Source organism: Herbaspirillum sp. FG34 (genome assembly GCF_057809315.1).
In genome coordinates this window covers 94,242-109,751 of record NZ_JBMDJS010000002.1, presented here as the reverse complement: position 1 = coordinate 109,751, position 15,510 = coordinate 94,242, and the positions used below count along the sequence as shown (strand labels likewise).

Here is a 15,510-nt window from a genome sequence, read left to right as displayed (position 1 = left end):
CTGCTGAGCCATTCCGTTTCCGGTGTCATGATGGTTTCCTTGGATAGAAATTTTTCCTGACCAGACGGCGCGACTTCTCCAGCGCCGCGAGCAGTTCCGCGGGAGTCACCGGGGTGGGTGGCCAGCGCGGATCATGCGCGAGGATGCCAATCAACTCAAGGACGTCGGCAACGTTGGTCGAGCATGAATTGTCGAGAATGCTGTAGCTGCTCCGGGTGCCATTGCTTTGAAGGATCAGCTGCCTGTCCAGTGCCACTCTTCGTTTGAGCTCGACGTCCAGCATCTGCTTTTCCTTTGCCGATAACCAAAGGACGAGGCCAACACTGTCGCGATAGCTTTGTCCTCTGATGCTCAGGATTTTGAGAGCCTTCTCGAGTTTGCCACCATTCATGTACACGGTTTTGCTCATGACCAGGTATTCGTCATGCGCGCGCAAGTAGACGGTTCCATCAATCATGATCGCCGCATGACCCCACTGCTCCCCACTGCCGGGCGGTCGTGTGTCGCCAATGATGACCTCGATGAACTCCCTGTTCACGGTGACGACCTTCTCGCCGACATCGGTCATCGGCGTCAGCGTCCGGGTAGCGACCTTGCGCAAGGTCTTGCCGGTCCTGGGCGAGCGCAGCGGGTTATCCATCGTCAGCCCTCCAGATAAATATCCACCTCCCACCGCTGCGCCGCCGTTGCAGTCATGTGGGTGCGGCCATGCGCGTCGGTGAGGCCGAACTGCGGCGCTCCGCCGGCGATCGACAAGGCATATTCGGCATGGGCAATCGGGTTGCCGTGCTGGTCGCGCAGGAGGTAACGATCACCATAGCGGGTCTGTGCGGCCTGCGCCGTCGCCGTGAACTCGTCCGCCGTGACCTGCCGCTGGGTCGCCTGCAGCACGGCGCCGCATGAGGTCATCATCCCTTCCACCGCCACCTGACGCCCCAGATAGCGGAACTGCTCCGCGCCCTCGACAATGCTGAACACGCTGCGACATTGCGGGCAATAACCGCGATGCCCCACGCCGGCCATGGGCTTGCCAAACAGCGTGAAGTTGGAAAAGCCTTCCTGCACGATGCCGCCGTGAGAAGTGGGATCGCCTTGGCGGATGATGGCTCTGGCCATGTGCTGCTCCTCTTCATGGTTGAAACAGCACGAAGGTAAGCCGAGTTGAGCGCTTGTTGCTTATAAGCTGAAAGAGATCAAGCGGAGTCCGAAGTTATTCCAAAGACTCTTCTCATTATTTCGAGACAGCGAAGCGGGCAGGGGTGAAGACTTGTCAGGAAACTTTCTTTTTTCCGTCATATTGCTTAAAATAAATAAGAACTATTATCGTTCGCATTAAAGTTAATCAATATGAAGAGGAAACCCTTGATCCAGTCGTCGCTGCGCGCTCGTCCCCGCGCCATGTATCGCGCCTTGCGCCCGGTTTTCATCAGCATGGCGCTGGCCGGCGCGCCGGTGCTGGCGCAGGCGCAGGCGGTACAGACCGGCGCTGCCGACAGCGATGCCAATGACGCTGGCAGCGCGCAGTTGCCGACCGTGACCGTCTCCGCCACTGGCACAGGCGAGCGAACGCAGCACCTGCAAAGCCAGTCCAGCGCGGGTGCATTGGGATCGCGTTCGCTGCTGGAGACACCTTTCTCCGTCACCAGCATCACCGCTGCCGACCTGGCCGACAAGCAGGTCAACAAGCTTGGCGACCTGTTCTACAACGAGGCTTCGGTCAGCGACAACAGCGGTGGTTACAGTGCCTGGGCCTCCTACATCACCATTCGCGGCCTCCCTGCCGACTGGCAGAATTCCTTCCGCATCGATGGCAAGCCTTTCCTCGGCTATGGCATCACCTTGCCCTACGATCACTTCGAGCGGGTCGACCTGCTCAAGGGCTCGGCCGGCTTCATGTATGGATTCGGCTCGCCGGGCGGGGTACTCAACTACGTCACCAAGAAACCGACCGACACCCCCGTGCGCAGCGTCTCGGTGGGCTACACCAGCAACAGCATCTGGAGCGAGCACATCGACCTTGGCGGGCGCTTCGGTAACGACAACATGTTCGGTTATCGCCTCAACGTCACGCATGACCAGGGCCAGACCTTCAATGATGGCCACCTGCGCCGCAACTCGGCCTCGCTGGCGCTGGACGGACGCCTGACGCGCGACCTGACCTGGGATTTCCAGGCCATCTGGCAGAACAGCAATTCCACCGACCAGACGCCGTCCTTCGTGACCAGCAGCCTGAGCGGCAGCGCGCTGCCCTCGGTAGTGAGCGGCAGCGACAAGACCCTGGCCGGCCCCGGCCAGCATCTGGACACCAACTTCCAGTTCTACCAGACCGGGTTGACCTATCGGCTCAACGCCGACTGGAAGGCCAACCTGAGTTACAGCCACAGCACGGCCAAGCGCTTCCGCAATGAAGACATCGCCATGCTCTCGGATGCGGCAGGCAACTATGCCGACTGGCGTTCCGACAGCCGCGAGGGCCATACCTTCGACCAGTGGCAGGCCATGCTGGAGGGCAATGCCCGCACCGGCGGCATCGACCATCAGCTGGTGCTGGGGGCGTCATGGCAGAAGCAGGTCAATGATTATTCGATCAGTTCGGTGTACCAGCAGATCGGCAGCGGCAATCTGTATGTGCCCAATACCAATGCCTACTACAGCAGCACCGGCCTGCAGACCTATCACAACGCCATCATCAGCCAGCAGGCGATCTTTGCCAGCGATACGCTGAACTTCTCGGAACGCTGGTCACTGCTGGCCGGTGGCCGCTACAACCAGTTCAAGCAGGACAACTTCACCACCGCCGGTGCACTCAGTTCGCGTTACGACAAGTCGGCCCTGACGCCGACAGTCGCCCTCATGTTCAAGCCCGAGCGCAATACCACCCTCTACACCAGCTATGTGGAATCGCTGGAGCAGGGCGGTGTCCCCGGCGTGACCAACACCAACTACGGCAGCCAGCTGAAGCCGCTCAAGAGCAAGCAATATGAGGTCGGCGCCAAGACCGATCAGCAGAACTGGAGCGCCACCGCCGCGCTGTTCCGCATCGAGCGGGCTTCCGAATACACGCTCAATGGCGCGCTGGTGCAGGATGGTCAGTCCAACTACCAGGGCCTGGAGCTGGGCGCGGCCTATCGCCCGACGGCACGGTGGCTGGTCGCAGGCAGCCTGATGCTGCTCGATGCCAAGTACGACCAGGGCAATACCTACAACGGCAACCGTGTGGCCGGTGCACCGCGCAATATGGCCACGGCCCGGGTGTCCTACCTGGTGCCGCAGGTGGCCGGCCTGAAGCTGTCGGCCGATGCCAAGTTCACCGGCAGCACCATGGTGCGTGCAGCCAATGACATTGAACTGGCCAGTTACACGCTGTTCAATCTGGGTGCCAGCTACACCACGCGCATCGGGCAGCACGACACGACCTTCCGGGCGTCCGTCAACAATCTGCTGGACAAGCGCTACTGGCAATACCAGTACGAGAACTACATCAAGCCGGGTGACCCGCGTACCTTCAGCGTGTCGGCCAAGGTCGATTTCTGACCCGGTCATGGTCGCCTTCCGAGCAGCCCCTGAATCACTCCGCCCTCTAGCCAGGTAAGTCAGCCCATGCGTGCAATTCTCGTCCTCCTCCATCGCTGGTTCGGCCTGGCCGTGGCCGTGTTCCTGTTCATCGCCGGCGTGACCGGCGCGGTGATCTCCTGGGATCACGAACTGGATGCCTGGCTCAATCCGCAACTGTTCCATGCCCGCAGCGCCGACCGCCCCGACGCCGGGCCGCCGTTGCCGGGCCTGGAACTGGCACGGCGCGTGGAAGCTGCCGAGCCCGCCTTGCGCGTGACCTATGTGCTCACCGAGGCCGAACCCGGTCACACCATCAGCATGATGGTCGAGCCACGCCTGGATCCGGCTACCGGCAAGCTGCCGGTGCTGGATTACAACCAGATCGCGGTCGATCCGGTCACCGGCGACATACAGGGGCGCCGCATGTGGGGCGCGATCTCGCTGGCGCGGGAAAACCTGCTGCCCTTCCTCTACAAGCTGCACTACACGATGCACCTGCCGGACGTGGGCGGCATCGAGACCGGCATCTGGCTCATGGGCATCATCGGCATCGTGTGGACACTGGATTGCTTCATTGCGCTCTATCTGTCTTTCCCCAACTGGCGCAGCTGGCGCAAGTCGCTGGCCTTCCGCTGGCGCGAGGGCGGGCACAAGCTCAATTTCGATCTGCATCGCTCGGGCGGTGTCTGGATCTGGGGCTTGCTGCTGGTACTGGCGGTGACCTCGGTGTCGATGAACCTGGAGCGCCAGGTCATGCGTCCCCTCCTGCAGAGCGTTTCCACGCTGAGCGCCGGCCCCTTCGATACGCGCGCCCCGATCGCGCCCGACAAGGTGCCGGAGCCGCGTATTTCACGCGAACAGGCCGTGGCCCTGGGGCGCGCGCAAGGACAGAAGCTGGGGCTGACCGAGCCGGTCGGCGGGGTCTTCTATTCGGGCATGTTTGGCGTCTATGGGGTAGGTTTCTTCCAGCCTGGCAACGACCATGGCGATGTCGGGTTGGGCAATGCCTGGCTGTATTTCGATGCCATGAGCGGCGCCTATGAAGGCGGCAAGATTCCCGGTCGCGGCAGTGCCGGCGATATCTTCCTGCAGGCCCAGTTCCCGCTGCATTCGGGCCGCATTCTCGGGTTGACCGGACGCGTGCTGATTTCCTTGATGGGCGTGCTGGTGGCAATGCTGTCAGTGACTGGCGTGATCATCTGGGTGCGCAAGCGCCGTGCGCGCCTGCAACAGCGTGATCGTCTGGCCGCCCAAAAGACACCGGCCCGCGAGGGGCCGGTGGTGCAAGCGCGCTGACTCAGCGCAGGTCATGCTGATGGTGTCAGTGCGCCATCAGCACCGGCAGCGTCATGGTTTTGAGGATGGTCAGCGTCACGCCGCCCAGCAGCACTTCGCGGAAGCGGGTGTGACCGTAACCGCCCATGACCAGCAGGTCGGAACCCTTGTCGGCCGCCAGCGAGAGCAGGGCATTGCCGATATCGAGCGTGGTCTGTTCCTGCGCCACTTCCACCTTCACGCCATGGCGCGCCAGGTAGAGCGCGATGTCGGCGCCGGGCTGCTCACCGTGTGTGCCCAGGCGCTTGTCGGAATTGAAGAGCACCACCGTGACGTTGTCGGCCTGCCGCAGCAAGGGCAGGGCGGCGGTGATGGCGCGGGTCGATTCCATGCTGCCGTCCCAGGCGATGAGTGCATTCTTGCCCACCTGCCTGAATTCACCCGCGCTGGGGATGATCAGTACCGGACGCGGTGAATTGAGCATGACGTATTCGGGCAGGTCGGTGAGGAAGCTTTCGTCGGCATCATCGAGGTCGGCCTGGCTGACCACCACCAGGTCGGCATAGCGCGCCTGCAGAGCCAGACCGCCTTCGGCATCGTCATCGACGAAGCGCTTTTCGCAGGAGGGCACGCCGACGCTGTTGGCGATCTTGTCGAAGTTTTCCAGCGCAGCCAGGGCACGGTCGCGGAAACCATCCATCTGCGCCGCAACGTAGGCGGCGCCTTCCATGGTGATGAAGCTGGAGATGCCGCTGACGGCACTGCCGATCAGGTGCGCCTGCTGTGCGCGGGCCAGTTCGGCGGCAATGCGGATGCGCTGGGCGGCGTGACGCGACTGGTCGACATGGACCAGGATGGACTTGTAGCTCATGGTGGCTCCTCGGAGATTCGTGGGGGAAGGCATCCGCGGCGGAATGCCATGTCTTCAGAGTAGGCCGGACATGGGCAGGCGTCCAGCGCAAATCCGGGGCTGCTTGACGCATGTCAATGGCGTTTCGGCGCGATTGTATGGAAGCATCGTTGGCATGTTTCCATACAAGCACGCCCATTGCGGTATGCTAGACGGCTTTCGCAACCAGCCTGCCGATCCGGGACTTTTCATGCCATCCATCTTCCACCTGGCCTATCACGTGCGCGACCTCGACCAGGCGCGCCGCTTTTATTGCGATCTGCTGGGCTGCGCCGAAGGGCGCAGCACCGACACCTGGGTCGACATTGACTTCTTCGGTCACCAGCTCTCGCTGCACCTGGGCGAACCCTTTGCCGTGAGCAACACCGGTCATGTCGGTCATCACCTGGTGCCCATGCCGCATCTGGGCGTGATCCTGCCATTGGATCAATGGCAGCAACTGGCCGACCGTCTTGCCGCCAGCGGCGCGCTCCAGTTCGTGCTGGCGCCGCAGATCCGCTTTGCCGGAGAGCCAGGCGAGCAGGCCACGATGTTCTTCCTGGATCCCTCGGGCAACCCCATCGAAGTCAAAGGCTTCCGCGATCTGGCCACGGTGTACGCCAAATGAGCGCGGTCACGCCCATTGCCTTCGTCAGCCAGGGCGATGCCGCCTCGGTAGCCGCCTGGTTGCAGTGCTTGCGCGCGGCCATGCCGGAAGAAGAGATCCTGGCCTTTGCCGACCTGGATGAAACGCGACGTGCGCAATGCCGCGTGGCCATCGTCGCCAATCCCGATCCGGCGCAACTGAAACTGCTGCCGCAATTGCAGTGGGTCCATAGCGTCTGGGCCGGGGTGGAGCGGCTGGTGGCCGATCTCGATCAGAGCGGTCTGCAGATCACGCGTCTGGTCGATCCCCGGCTGGCTGCCACCATGGCCGAAGCGGTACTGGCCTGGACCCTCTACCTGCACCGCGACATGCCGTATTACGCCCGCCAGCAGCAGGCGCGGCAATGGCAGCCGCTGGACTACGTGCTGCCGGAGCAGCGTCGCGTGGGCATCCTCGGGCTCGGTGCCCTGGGTGAAGCGGCAGCAGCGGCCCTGCGCCAGGCGCGCTTTCCGGTGACGGGCTGGAGTCGCAGTGCGCGCAGCATACCGGGTATGCAGACCTGTAGCGGGATGGAGGGACTGGCACAGATGCTGGCACAGACCGACATTCTGGTCTGCCTGCTGCCACTGACGACCCAGACACGCGGTTTGCTGGATGCCGCGCGGCTAGCGCTGTTGTCACCGGATGCACAGCTCATCAATTTCGCGCGCGGACCCATCATCGATGATGCCGCCCTGCATCAGGCACTGGATGCGGGGCAGTTGCGGCATGCGGTGCTGGACGTCTTTGCGACTGAACCATTGCCGCCTGACGCCTGGCCGTGGTCGCATCCTGCGGTGACGGTACTGCCGCATTGTTCTGCTCCGACCGATTCGGGGACGGCCTCGTCCATCGTGGCGGCCAATATCCGCCATTACCGCAAGACCGGCGAGATCCTCGCCAATGTGGATCTGAAGCGCGGCTATTGAGGCCATCGGGTGCCTCAGTGGCGCGCGATGGTAAAGCCGATGCTGTTGTACCCGCCACGGCTGCTGGCGAAGGTCCGTCCACCGTGCATGCGCGCCACCGCCTTGACGATGGCCAGGCCCAGGCCGTGGCCGTGGCTGCCGTTGATGTCCTGGCGCGCGCTGTCGACACGATAGAAGCGGTCGAACAGGCGCGGCAGGTGTTGCTCGTCGATGGCCGCGCCGGGATTGGTGACGGCCACACGCACCATGTCTTCGCCGCTGGCGAGGTCAATGCGCAACTGCGCACCTTGCGGCGAATGCTGGATGGCGTTCTGGATCAGGTTGGTCAGGGCGCGCTTGAAAAGCGCGGTTTCCATGGTGGCCGTAGCCTCCAGGTCGCCCGCCACCGTGATGGCCATGCCGGTGTCATCGAGCACGAATTCGAAGAAATCCACCGTCTTCTGCACCGCCTCGGCCACCCGCACCGGCACCCGTGCGGTGGCGGCTTCGCCCTGGTCGGAGCGCGCCAGGAACAGCATGTCGTTGACGATGGAGCGGATGCGGTCCAGCTCTTCCAGATTGGATTGCAGCACGTCCTTGAATTCCCCCGCACTGCGTTCGCGCGCCAGCGCGACCTGGGTCTGGCCGATCAGATTGGCCAGGGGCGTACGCAGTTCGTGGGCGACGTCGGCATTGAAGGCTTCAAGCTGCGTATAGGCCTGTTCGATGCGTTCCAGCGCGCCGTTGAAGGCATCGGCCAGGACCGACAACTCGTCCGGCAAGGCTTCCACCGGCATGCGCGCCGACAGCTTGCGCGGAGAGAAACTCTGGGCGCGGGCCGACATGCGGCGCAAAGGGGCCAGGCCGGCGCGCGCAATCCAGTAGCTGGAAATGACGGCCAGCACGATGCCCAGCAGTGAGGAAATGCTCGTGGCCAGAAGAAAAGTGCGCCGCATCTCGAAGTAGGGTGCACCGTCGACCCCGACCGTGACCCGGACTTCCGGGCGGTCCTCGAAGGCAGGCAGGGTGCGCGTCATGATGTGCAGCGGATAGGCCCGCCCCGGCAGGTGCAGCCGTCCGACCTCCTTGCCATCCACATGATTGATGGCCGCCGGGGACAGCCGCGTGAGATCGCCATAGGTGAATCGCGCATCCTCGCTGGCGATCCAGAAGAATACGTGCTGGTCCGCCTGCGACAGGGTGGATAGTTTCAGTTGTACGCGGCTCCAGCGTTCGGTAGTGCCGGCGCGTTCGATCTGGTAGCTGATGTCATTGAGGGTAGTGAACAGGGAATCGCGTTCATGGCGCAGCAGCTCGCCCTTGAGGACGGTGTAGAGCACCACGGCAGCCACGGCGAAGATGAGCAGTGCCGATACCGCCGACATGAGCACCAGGCGCGCCGTGATGGAGCGCTGCAGCGGCAGGCGGCGTTTGTTCCGGCGGGCCCCCTGCGGGATCGGCGTCTCACTCATCGTCGCTGTCACAGGTGGCGCGCGGCTCCAGCACGTAACCCATGCCGCGCACGGTATGCAGCAGCTTCTGTTCGAAGGGCGCGTCGATCTTGGCGCGCAGGCGCTTGATGGCGACTTCGACCACGTTGGTGTTGCTGTCGAAATTCATGTCCCAGACCAGTTCGGCAATGGCCGTCTTGGAGAGGATTTCCCCCTGGCGCCGTGCCATCACGGCCAGCAGGGCGAACTCCTTGGCGGTGAGGTCGATGCGCAGCCCGCCGCGGAAAGCCTTGCGCGAGATCAGGTCGATCTGCAGGTCGCCGATGCGCAGCTGCGGTGCTTCCTGGACACGTCCCCGGCGGGTCAGTGCCTGCAGACGGGCCAGCAGTTCGAGGAAGGAGAAGGGCTTGATGAGGTAGTCATCGGCGCCCTCGTGCAAGCCCTTGATACGGTCTTCCACGCTGTCCCGTGCGGTCAGCATGATGACCGGCGTCTGCTTGACCGTGCGCAGCGAACGCAGCACGGCAAAGCCATCCAGGCCCGGCAGCATGACGTCCAGCACGATGACGTCATAGTCATGCTGGATCGCCAGGTGTTGTCCGTCGACCCCGTTGCCGGCCACATCGACCGCGCAACCCTGCTCGGTGAGGCCCTTGCAGAGGTACTCGGACATCTTTTGCTCATCTTCGACTATCAGGATCTTCATGCGCTCTCCACTGGCGGCGCCAGGAACATTCCCCGGCGCTCGCCCATGCCGGATTCTACCTTCCCGGCCGGACCTTGTTGATGACGCTGCTGCACAGGCTCAGTGCTCCTGTGCCAGGCGTGCCGCCTTGCGTTGCTGGCGCGCCTTCTTCTTGCGTTCGTACCAGTAGTGGGCGCGGTCCAGATAAAGGTAGACCACTGGCGTGGTGAAGAGCGTGAGCGCCTGCGACAGCACCAGCCCGCCCACCATCGCATAGCCCAGCGGACGACGCAGCTCGGAACCGGCACCATGGCCCAGCATCAGCGGCAGGCCCGAGAGCAGGGCACACATGGTGGTCATCATGATGGGGCGGAAGCGCAGCAGGCAGGCCTGGTAGATGGCTTCTTCCGGTTTCAGTCCCTGGCTGCGCTCGGCGGTGAGGGCGAAGTCGATCATCATGATGCCGTTCTTCTTGACGATGCCGATGAGGAGGATGATACCGATCAGGGCAATCACCGACAGGTCGTAGCCGCCTATCATCAGGATCAGCAGCGCCCCCACGCCCGCCGAGGGGAGGGTCGAGAGAATGGTCAGCGGATGGATGTAGCTCTCGTAGAGCAGGCCCAGCACGATGTAGACCGCAATGAGGGCGGCCGCGATCAGATAGGGTTGCGAGGCCAGCGAATCACCGAAAGCCTTGGCCGTACCCTGGAAGTTGCCCACCAGCGTTTGCGGCACGCCCATCTCGTCCTTGGTCTTCTGGATCACGTTGACCGCCTCGCCCAGCGACACGCCCTTGGCCAGGTTGAAGGAAATCGTCACTGCCGGGAACTGGCTCTGGTGGCTGATCGACAGGTAGGAGGTCTTGCTGGTATCGATCTTCACGAAGGTCGACAGCGGCACCTGCTGACCGGTCAGCGGCGAGGTCAGGTAGAGTTTGTCGAACAGTGAAGGATCCTTCTGCAGTTGCGGCGTGACCTCGAGAATGACGTGATAGCTGTTGATCTGGGTGAAGTATTGCGCCACCTGGCGCTGGCCGATGGCGTCATAGATGGTGGCATCAATCAGCGAGGGCGAGATGCCGAAGCTGGAGGCGCGCGCCCGGTCGATGGTGATGACGGCGGCGGCCGCCTGGTTCTGCTGGTCGGAAGCCACGTCGGTCAACTGCGGCAGGCGACGCAAACGCTCCAGCATGCGCGGCGCCCAGACGTTGAGTTCATCGAGGTCGGTATCGGTGACGGTGTATTGGTACTGGGTACGCGAAAGACGGCCACCGACGTTGATGTCCTGGCTGGCCTGCATGAACAGGTTCACTCCCTGGATCTTCGCGACCTGGGGACGCAGGCGCGCGATGATCTCGTCGGCATTGGTGGTGCGGCCTTCGTCCTTTGGCTTGAGCGCGATGAAGAATTGGCCGGTGTTGAAGGTGGTCGAGCCGGCACTCATGGCAAAGCCGAGCACGTCCGGATCACGGCGGACCACCTCGGCCACCTTCAGCAGGCGCTCGTGCATGGCCGCCGATGAGGTGTCCTGCGAGGATTCGGCAAAGCCGACGATGACGCCATTGTCCTGCTGAGGAAAGAAGCCCTTGGGGATGAAGATGAACAGCACCACCGTCAGCGCCACGGTAGCGATGAAGCTCATCAGGGTGATGAACTGGTGCCGCATCACCACGTCCAGCCCGCGTTTGTAGCCATTGAGCATGGCATCGAAGCCGCGCTCGAACCACTGGTACAGCTTGCCGTGCTGGTGACCATGTTCGTTCTTGAGGAAGCGCGAGCACAGCATGGGAGTCAGGGTGAGCGAGATGATGACCGAGACGGCGATGGTCAGCGTGACCGTGACCGCGAATTCGCGGAACAGCCGCCCCACGATGCCACCCATGAGCAAGAGAGGAATGAACACTGCCACCAGCGACACCGAGATCGAGATGATGGTGAAGCCGATCTCGCCGGCCCCCTTCAAGGCCGCCTCCAGCGGCGTCATGCCTTGTTCGACGTAGCGATAGATGTTTTCCAGCATGACGATGGCGTCATCCACCACGAAACCGACTGCAATGGTCAGGGCCATGAGCGAGAGATTGTCCAGGCTGTAGCCGACCACATACATCACCCCGGCCGTGCCCATGATGGCCATTGGCACCGTCACCGAGGGGATCAGGGTAGCGGCGACGTTGCGCAGGAACACGAAGATCACCATCACCACCAGCGCGATGGTCAGCACCAGGGTGAATTCCACATCCTGAACCGAGGCACGGATGGTCTGGGTGCGGTCGATCAGGGTATTGACGTGGATCGCCGCCGGAATGGCAGCGCGCAGGCGGGGCATGGCGGCCTTGATGCGGCCGACCGTCTCGATCACGTTGGCGCCGGGCTGCTTGGTGATGGCCAGCACGATGGAACGGCCATTGGTGATGGTGTGGTCGGCGGTATTGGCGGCCCCCGCGAAGGCCCAGGCGGCGATCTTGTTGTTTTCCGGGCCATCGACGGCTACGCCGATGTCCCTGACCCGGATCGGCGCGCCATTGCGCCAGGCCAGGACCATGTCATTCCATTGCTCGGCCTTGAGCAACTGGTCGTTGGTATAGACGGTAAAGGCCTGACGCGCACCATCGACGGTGCCCTTGGGCTGGTTGACGGTGGTGGTGGCGATGACGCCGCGCAGGTCTTCCAGGCTGATGCCCAGCGTGGCGATCTTGGCCGGATCGACCTGGATGCGCACGGCCGGTTTTTGCTGGCCGTTCACGTTGACCAGGCCGACGCCGGAGATCTGCGAGATCTGCTGGGCCAGGATGTTGTCGGCGTAGTCGTTGACCACCGTCAGGGGCAGCGCATCGGACTGCACCGACATGATCATGATGGGCGAGTCGGCCGGGTTGATCTTGCGGAAGGTCGGCGGATTGGGCAGGTTCGAGGGCAATTGCCCGGTGGAGGCGTTGATGGCCGCCTGCACGTCCAGCGCGGCGGCATCGATGTTGCGGTTGAGATCGAACTGCAGCGTAATCTGGGTGGTCCCCAGGGTACTCTGCGAGGTCATCTGCGACAGGCCGGCGATGAGCGAGAACTGTCGCTCCAGCGGCTGCGCCACGTTGGAGGCCATGGTCTCGGGACTGCCTCCGGGCAATTGCGCCGTCACCTGGAGGGTGGGGAAGTCGACCTGCGGCAGCGGTGCCACAGGCAGCAGCGGCCAGACCGCAATCCCCACCAGCAGGAGGGCGATGGCCAGCAGCGTGGTGCCGATGGGGCGCTTGATGAAGGTGGCCGAGACGCTCACTTGGTGCTTCCTTTCGTCTGGGCACTGGCCGACTGCGGCTTGCTTTCGACGATGCGGCTGCCGGGCTTGAGCTTGTACTGTCCGTCAATGACCACGCGCTGGTCAGCGCTCACGCCGCTGTCGGCGGCCAGGACGGCAATGCCGTCCTGAATACGGTCGACCTTGACCGGCTGCATGTCGGCCTTGTCGTCCTCGTCGATGGCATAGACGTAGGTGCCTTGCTGGTTGCGCTGGATGGCCGCTGCCGGGACCGTCAGGGCGTTGCCGTGGCTGTTCATCTGCAGGCGGGCATTGACGTACTGGCCTGGCCACAGCATGTGTTGGGCATTGTCGAAGCGCGCCTTCAGTTGCACGGTGCCGTTGCCGGTGTTGATCTGGTTGTCCAGCAGCACCAGTTTGCCGGTGGCCAGTATCTCCTGCGAATCGCGCGCATAGGCGATCACCTTGAGCGGCTGCTGGCTGCTGCGCTGAGCGCGATTGATGCCGACCACGGCGTCTTCCGGCAAGGTGAAGACCAGGGTGATGGGATCGATCTGGTTGATCACCACCAGCCCGTTGGCATCGCTGGCATGCACGATATTGCCCGGATCGACCAGACGTGCGCCGACGCGCCCCGAGATGGGCGCATGGATGGTGGTATAGCTCAGTTGCACCCGGGCATAGGCCACTTGCGCCTCATCGGTCTTGACCGCAGCTTCCAGCTGCGCCACCAGCGCCTTCTGCGTATCGAGCTGCTGCTGTGTCGCGGCATCCTGGCTGCGCAGGGTGGTATAGCGCTGCAGGTCCAGTCGCGCATTCATGAGGGTGGCGGCGTCCTTGGCGCGCTGCGCCTCGGCCTGGGCCAGCTGTGCCTGCAGGGCACGCGGGTCGATCCGGGCCAGCAGTTGTCCCTTCTTGACCTCGGCACCTTCCTGGAACCCGACCTGGTCCAGCTGGCCGTCGATGCGCGTCCTGACGACCACGCTGGCATTGGCGGTGACGGTGCCGACCCCGGCCAGGTAGAGCGGCAGATCGCGCTCCTGTACGCGGGCCAGCGAGACCGATACTGGCGGTGTTGCCTTGGCGGCCGGCTGGTCGGCGGCGCGGGCGCGCTGCAGGGTGATCCAGCCGCCAGCACCGGTGGTGAGGATGAGTGCCGTCGCCACGAAGAGGGCCAGGCGGGAGCGTTGCGCAGTCGGGGAAGTCTTGCGGGAGTTGGGTGAGGTGGTCATGCCGGAAACTCGTCCTGGAAAATGCACATGGGATTGGGAAGATGCAGCACGCCCGTCAGCGCGCCGCCATCGGTACCGGCACGCTGGCGGCAGCGGGCTGTCCGACCTGCCAGCCGCCGCCGGTCGCCTTGATCAGCGCGACGCTGGCCACCAGCTGGCGGCCCAGCAGGGTGACGGCACTGCGCTGATTGCTCAGGGACGTGGCCTGGGTGGTCACGACCGACAGGTAGGTGACGGTGCCGGCCTGGTACTGGCTCATGGCCAGCCGTTCGGCCAACTGCGCCGATTGCACCGCCTGGGCCTGGGCCGCGCTTTCCTGGTCCAGCACACGCAAGGTGGAGAGGTTGTCTTCCACGTCCTGCAGAGCGGCCAGGACCGTCTGCTTGTATTGCGCAGCGGCGGCGTCATAGGCGGCGACAGCGGCATCGTTGCGGGCACTGCGTGCGCCGCCATCGAAGAGGGTCTCGGCCAGCGCTGCGCCCAGCGACCAGACGCGGCCCGGGGTATTGAACAGATCGGCCAGGGAAGCGCTGTTGTAGCCCCCGCTGGTCGACAGGGTCAGGGTCGGGAAGTAGGCTGCACGCGCCACGCCGATGTTGGCATTGGCGGCGGCGGCCAGGCGTTCGGCATTGGCGATGTCGGGACGGCGTTCCAGCAGGTCCGAGGGCAGTCCTGCCGGGATCTGCGGCAGGCTGGCTTGCAGGTGCAGGGCGTTGGCATCCATGCTGCGGTCGCTGGCCGCGGCGGGCGGCAGCGGTGCCAGGCTGAAGGCGGCCGGGGCCTTGCCGATGAGCATGGCGATGGCGTGTTCCAGCTGGTTGCGGGTGGCGTCCAGATCGATCCATTGGGCTTGGGCAGCGCGCAGTTGTGTGTCGGCCTGGGCGACGTCGGAGCGCAGGGCGGTACCGGCTTCGTACTGATGCGTGGTCAGTTGCAGGGAGCGTGTATAGGCCGCCACGGTGCGGCGATACAAGTCTTTCTGCAGGTCGGTCACGCGCAGTTGCAGGTAGTTTTGCACCAGGGTCGCCTGAATTGCCAGGCGGGCAGCCGCGAGGCTGGCGGCACTGGCTTCGGCGCCGGCGTCACCGGCCTCGGCGCCACGGCGGATGCGGCCCCAGAGGTCGGCCTCCCACGAGGCGTTCAAGCCCACGGTATAGCTGTCGCCCAGGCGTTGTACTCCGTTGGTATTGGTCTGTGCGCGCGTGGCCCCGGCCTGCGCACCGATGGTCGGCCACAGGCTGGCCCGCGCCGCCGCAGCCGTGGCCTGGGCCTGGCGATACTGGGCCGCAGCCTGCTGGATGGTCTGGTTGGCGGCGTTGGCCTGACTGACCAGCTCATCGAGGACGGGGTCGCCATAGGCTTCCCACCAGCGCTGGCGATCATCGACCTGGCGCGGGGCGGCGACTTTCCAGGGGCCCTGTTCCTTGTAGGCCGCGGGCAGGTCGATGGCCGGGCGCACATAGTCGGGTCCGACCGCGCAGCCGCCCAGGAGCGCAGCCAGCACCAGTACCGTCATTGCCTTCTTGGCGCGGAAGGCGAAGTGTTGTGGAGGATGAGTGAAATGACGAAGACGGGCGCTGGCTGCGACGCGGCAAAACGGGACGACCATAGGGCTCA

Annotated in this window: 12 protein-coding genes; 4 read left to right on the top strand and 8 right to left on the bottom strand. The window is 63.9% G+C overall.

Annotated elements, in window-relative coordinates; genetic code table 11:
* Positions 1-25: 25 nt before the first annotated feature.
* Complete coding sequence (locus ACODSZ_RS02590; RefSeq protein WP_488926983.1) at positions 26-640, bottom strand: hypothetical protein; 615 nt, start codon at positions 638-640, stop codon at positions 26-28.
* A 2-nt stretch (positions 641-642) separates the two neighbouring features.
* Positions 643-1,116 (bottom strand): PAAR domain-containing protein, encoded by a 474-nt coding sequence (locus ACODSZ_RS02585; protein WP_175343495.1) that lies wholly within the window; start codon positions 1,114-1,116, stop codon positions 643-645.
* Positions 1,117-1,398: 282 nt separating this feature from the next.
* Here ACODSZ_RS02585 and ACODSZ_RS02580 point away from each other — a divergent pair, with 282 nt between their 5' ends.
* Complete coding sequence (locus tag ACODSZ_RS02580; protein WP_488927093.1) at positions 1,399-3,534, top strand: TonB-dependent siderophore receptor; 2,136 nt, start codon at positions 1,399-1,401, stop codon at positions 3,532-3,534.
* Between the two features lie 66 nt (positions 3,535-3,600).
* Positions 3,601-4,851 (top strand): PepSY-associated TM helix domain-containing protein, encoded by a 1,251-nt coding sequence (locus ACODSZ_RS02575; protein WP_488926982.1) that lies wholly within the window; start codon positions 3,601-3,603, stop codon positions 4,849-4,851.
* A 25-nt stretch (positions 4,852-4,876) separates the two neighbouring features.
* Here the strand turns inward: ACODSZ_RS02575 and ACODSZ_RS02570 are convergent, their stop codons facing one another.
* Positions 4,877-5,701, bottom strand: coding sequence for a universal stress protein (locus ACODSZ_RS02570; RefSeq protein ID WP_175343498.1), 825 nt, complete (start codon positions 5,699-5,701; stop codon positions 4,877-4,879).
* A gap of 229 nt (positions 5,702-5,930) precedes the next feature.
* On the opposite strand from ACODSZ_RS02570, the gene ACODSZ_RS02565 reads away from it, so the two are divergent.
* The gene (locus ACODSZ_RS02565) at positions 5,931-6,347 is read left to right on the top strand and encodes a VOC family protein (RefSeq protein WP_008329166.1); all 417 of its coding nucleotides are present in this window, start codon (positions 5,931-5,933) and stop codon (positions 6,345-6,347) included.
* Positions 6,344-7,294: a 2-hydroxyacid dehydrogenase gene (locus ACODSZ_RS02560; protein ID WP_488926981.1), complete on the top strand. Its 951-nt coding sequence runs from the start codon at positions 6,344-6,346 to the stop codon at positions 7,292-7,294. The genes ACODSZ_RS02565 and ACODSZ_RS02560 overlap by 4 nt, the downstream gene beginning before the upstream one ends.
* A 14-nt stretch (positions 7,295-7,308) precedes the next feature.
* Here the strand turns inward: ACODSZ_RS02560 and ACODSZ_RS02555 are convergent, their stop codons facing one another.
* From ACODSZ_RS02555 to ACODSZ_RS02535, 5 genes are all read right to left on the bottom strand, one after another.
* On the bottom strand, positions 7,309-8,745 hold the full coding sequence (locus ACODSZ_RS02555) for a heavy metal sensor histidine kinase (protein WP_488926980.1): 1,437 nt from the start codon (positions 8,743-8,745) through the stop codon (positions 7,309-7,311).
* Entirely contained in the window at positions 8,738-9,430 is a 693-nt protein-coding gene (locus ACODSZ_RS02550) for a heavy metal response regulator transcription factor (protein WP_008329163.1), read from the bottom strand. Before ACODSZ_RS02550 ends, ACODSZ_RS02555 begins: the two co-directional genes overlap by 8 nt.
* A 99-nt stretch (positions 9,431-9,529) precedes the next feature.
* The gene (locus tag ACODSZ_RS02545) at positions 9,530-12,682 is read right to left on the bottom strand and encodes an efflux RND transporter permease subunit (RefSeq protein ID WP_488926979.1); all 3,153 of its coding nucleotides are present in this window, start codon (positions 12,680-12,682) and stop codon (positions 9,530-9,532) included.
* Positions 12,679-13,893, bottom strand: a complete 1,215-nt coding sequence (locus ACODSZ_RS02540; protein ID WP_488926978.1) for an efflux RND transporter periplasmic adaptor subunit — start codon at positions 13,891-13,893, stop codon at positions 12,679-12,681. Before ACODSZ_RS02540 ends, ACODSZ_RS02545 begins: the two co-directional genes overlap by 4 nt.
* A 55-nt stretch (positions 13,894-13,948) precedes the next feature.
* Positions 13,949-15,409, bottom strand: a complete 1,461-nt coding sequence (locus tag ACODSZ_RS02535) for an efflux transporter outer membrane subunit (RefSeq protein WP_488926977.1) — start codon at positions 15,407-15,409, stop codon at positions 13,949-13,951.
* Positions 15,410-15,510: the final 101 nt, after the last annotated feature.

Bases quoted from the DNA above. Each gene is read 5' to 3' on its own strand.
- ACODSZ_RS02540 (WP_488926978.1), bottom strand. From the start codon at position 13,893: ATGACCACCTCACCCAACTCCCGCAAGACTTCCCCGACTGCGCAACGC.
- ACODSZ_RS02535 (WP_488926977.1), bottom strand. From the start codon at position 15,409: ATGACGGTACTGGTGCTGGCTGCGCTCCTGGGCGGCTGCGCGGTCGGA.
- ACODSZ_RS02565 (WP_008329166.1), top strand. From the start codon at position 5,931: ATGCCATCCATCTTCCACCTGGCCTATCACGTGCGCGACCTCGACCAG.
- ACODSZ_RS02580 (WP_488927093.1), top strand. From the start codon at position 1,399: ATGTATCGCGCCTTGCGCCCGGTTTTCATCAGCATGGCGCTGGCCGGC.
- ACODSZ_RS02550 (WP_008329163.1), bottom strand. From the start codon at position 9,430: ATGAAGATCCTGATAGTCGAAGATGAGCAAAAGATGTCCGAGTACCTC.
- ACODSZ_RS02590 (WP_488926983.1), bottom strand. From the start codon at position 640: ATGGATAACCCGCTGCGCTCGCCCAGGACCGGCAAGACCTTGCGCAAG.
- ACODSZ_RS02560 (WP_488926981.1), top strand. From the start codon at position 6,344: ATGAGCGCGGTCACGCCCATTGCCTTCGTCAGCCAGGGCGATGCCGCC.
- ACODSZ_RS02555 (WP_488926980.1), bottom strand. From the start codon at position 8,745: ATGAGTGAGACGCCGATCCCGCAGGGGGCCCGCCGGAACAAACGCCGC.
- ACODSZ_RS02570 (WP_175343498.1), bottom strand. From the start codon at position 5,701: ATGAGCTACAAGTCCATCCTGGTCCATGTCGACCAGTCGCGTCACGCC.
- ACODSZ_RS02585 (WP_175343495.1), bottom strand. From the start codon at position 1,116: ATGGCCAGAGCCATCATCCGCCAAGGCGATCCCACTTCTCACGGCGGC.
- ACODSZ_RS02575 (WP_488926982.1), top strand. From the start codon at position 3,601: ATGCGTGCAATTCTCGTCCTCCTCCATCGCTGGTTCGGCCTGGCCGTG.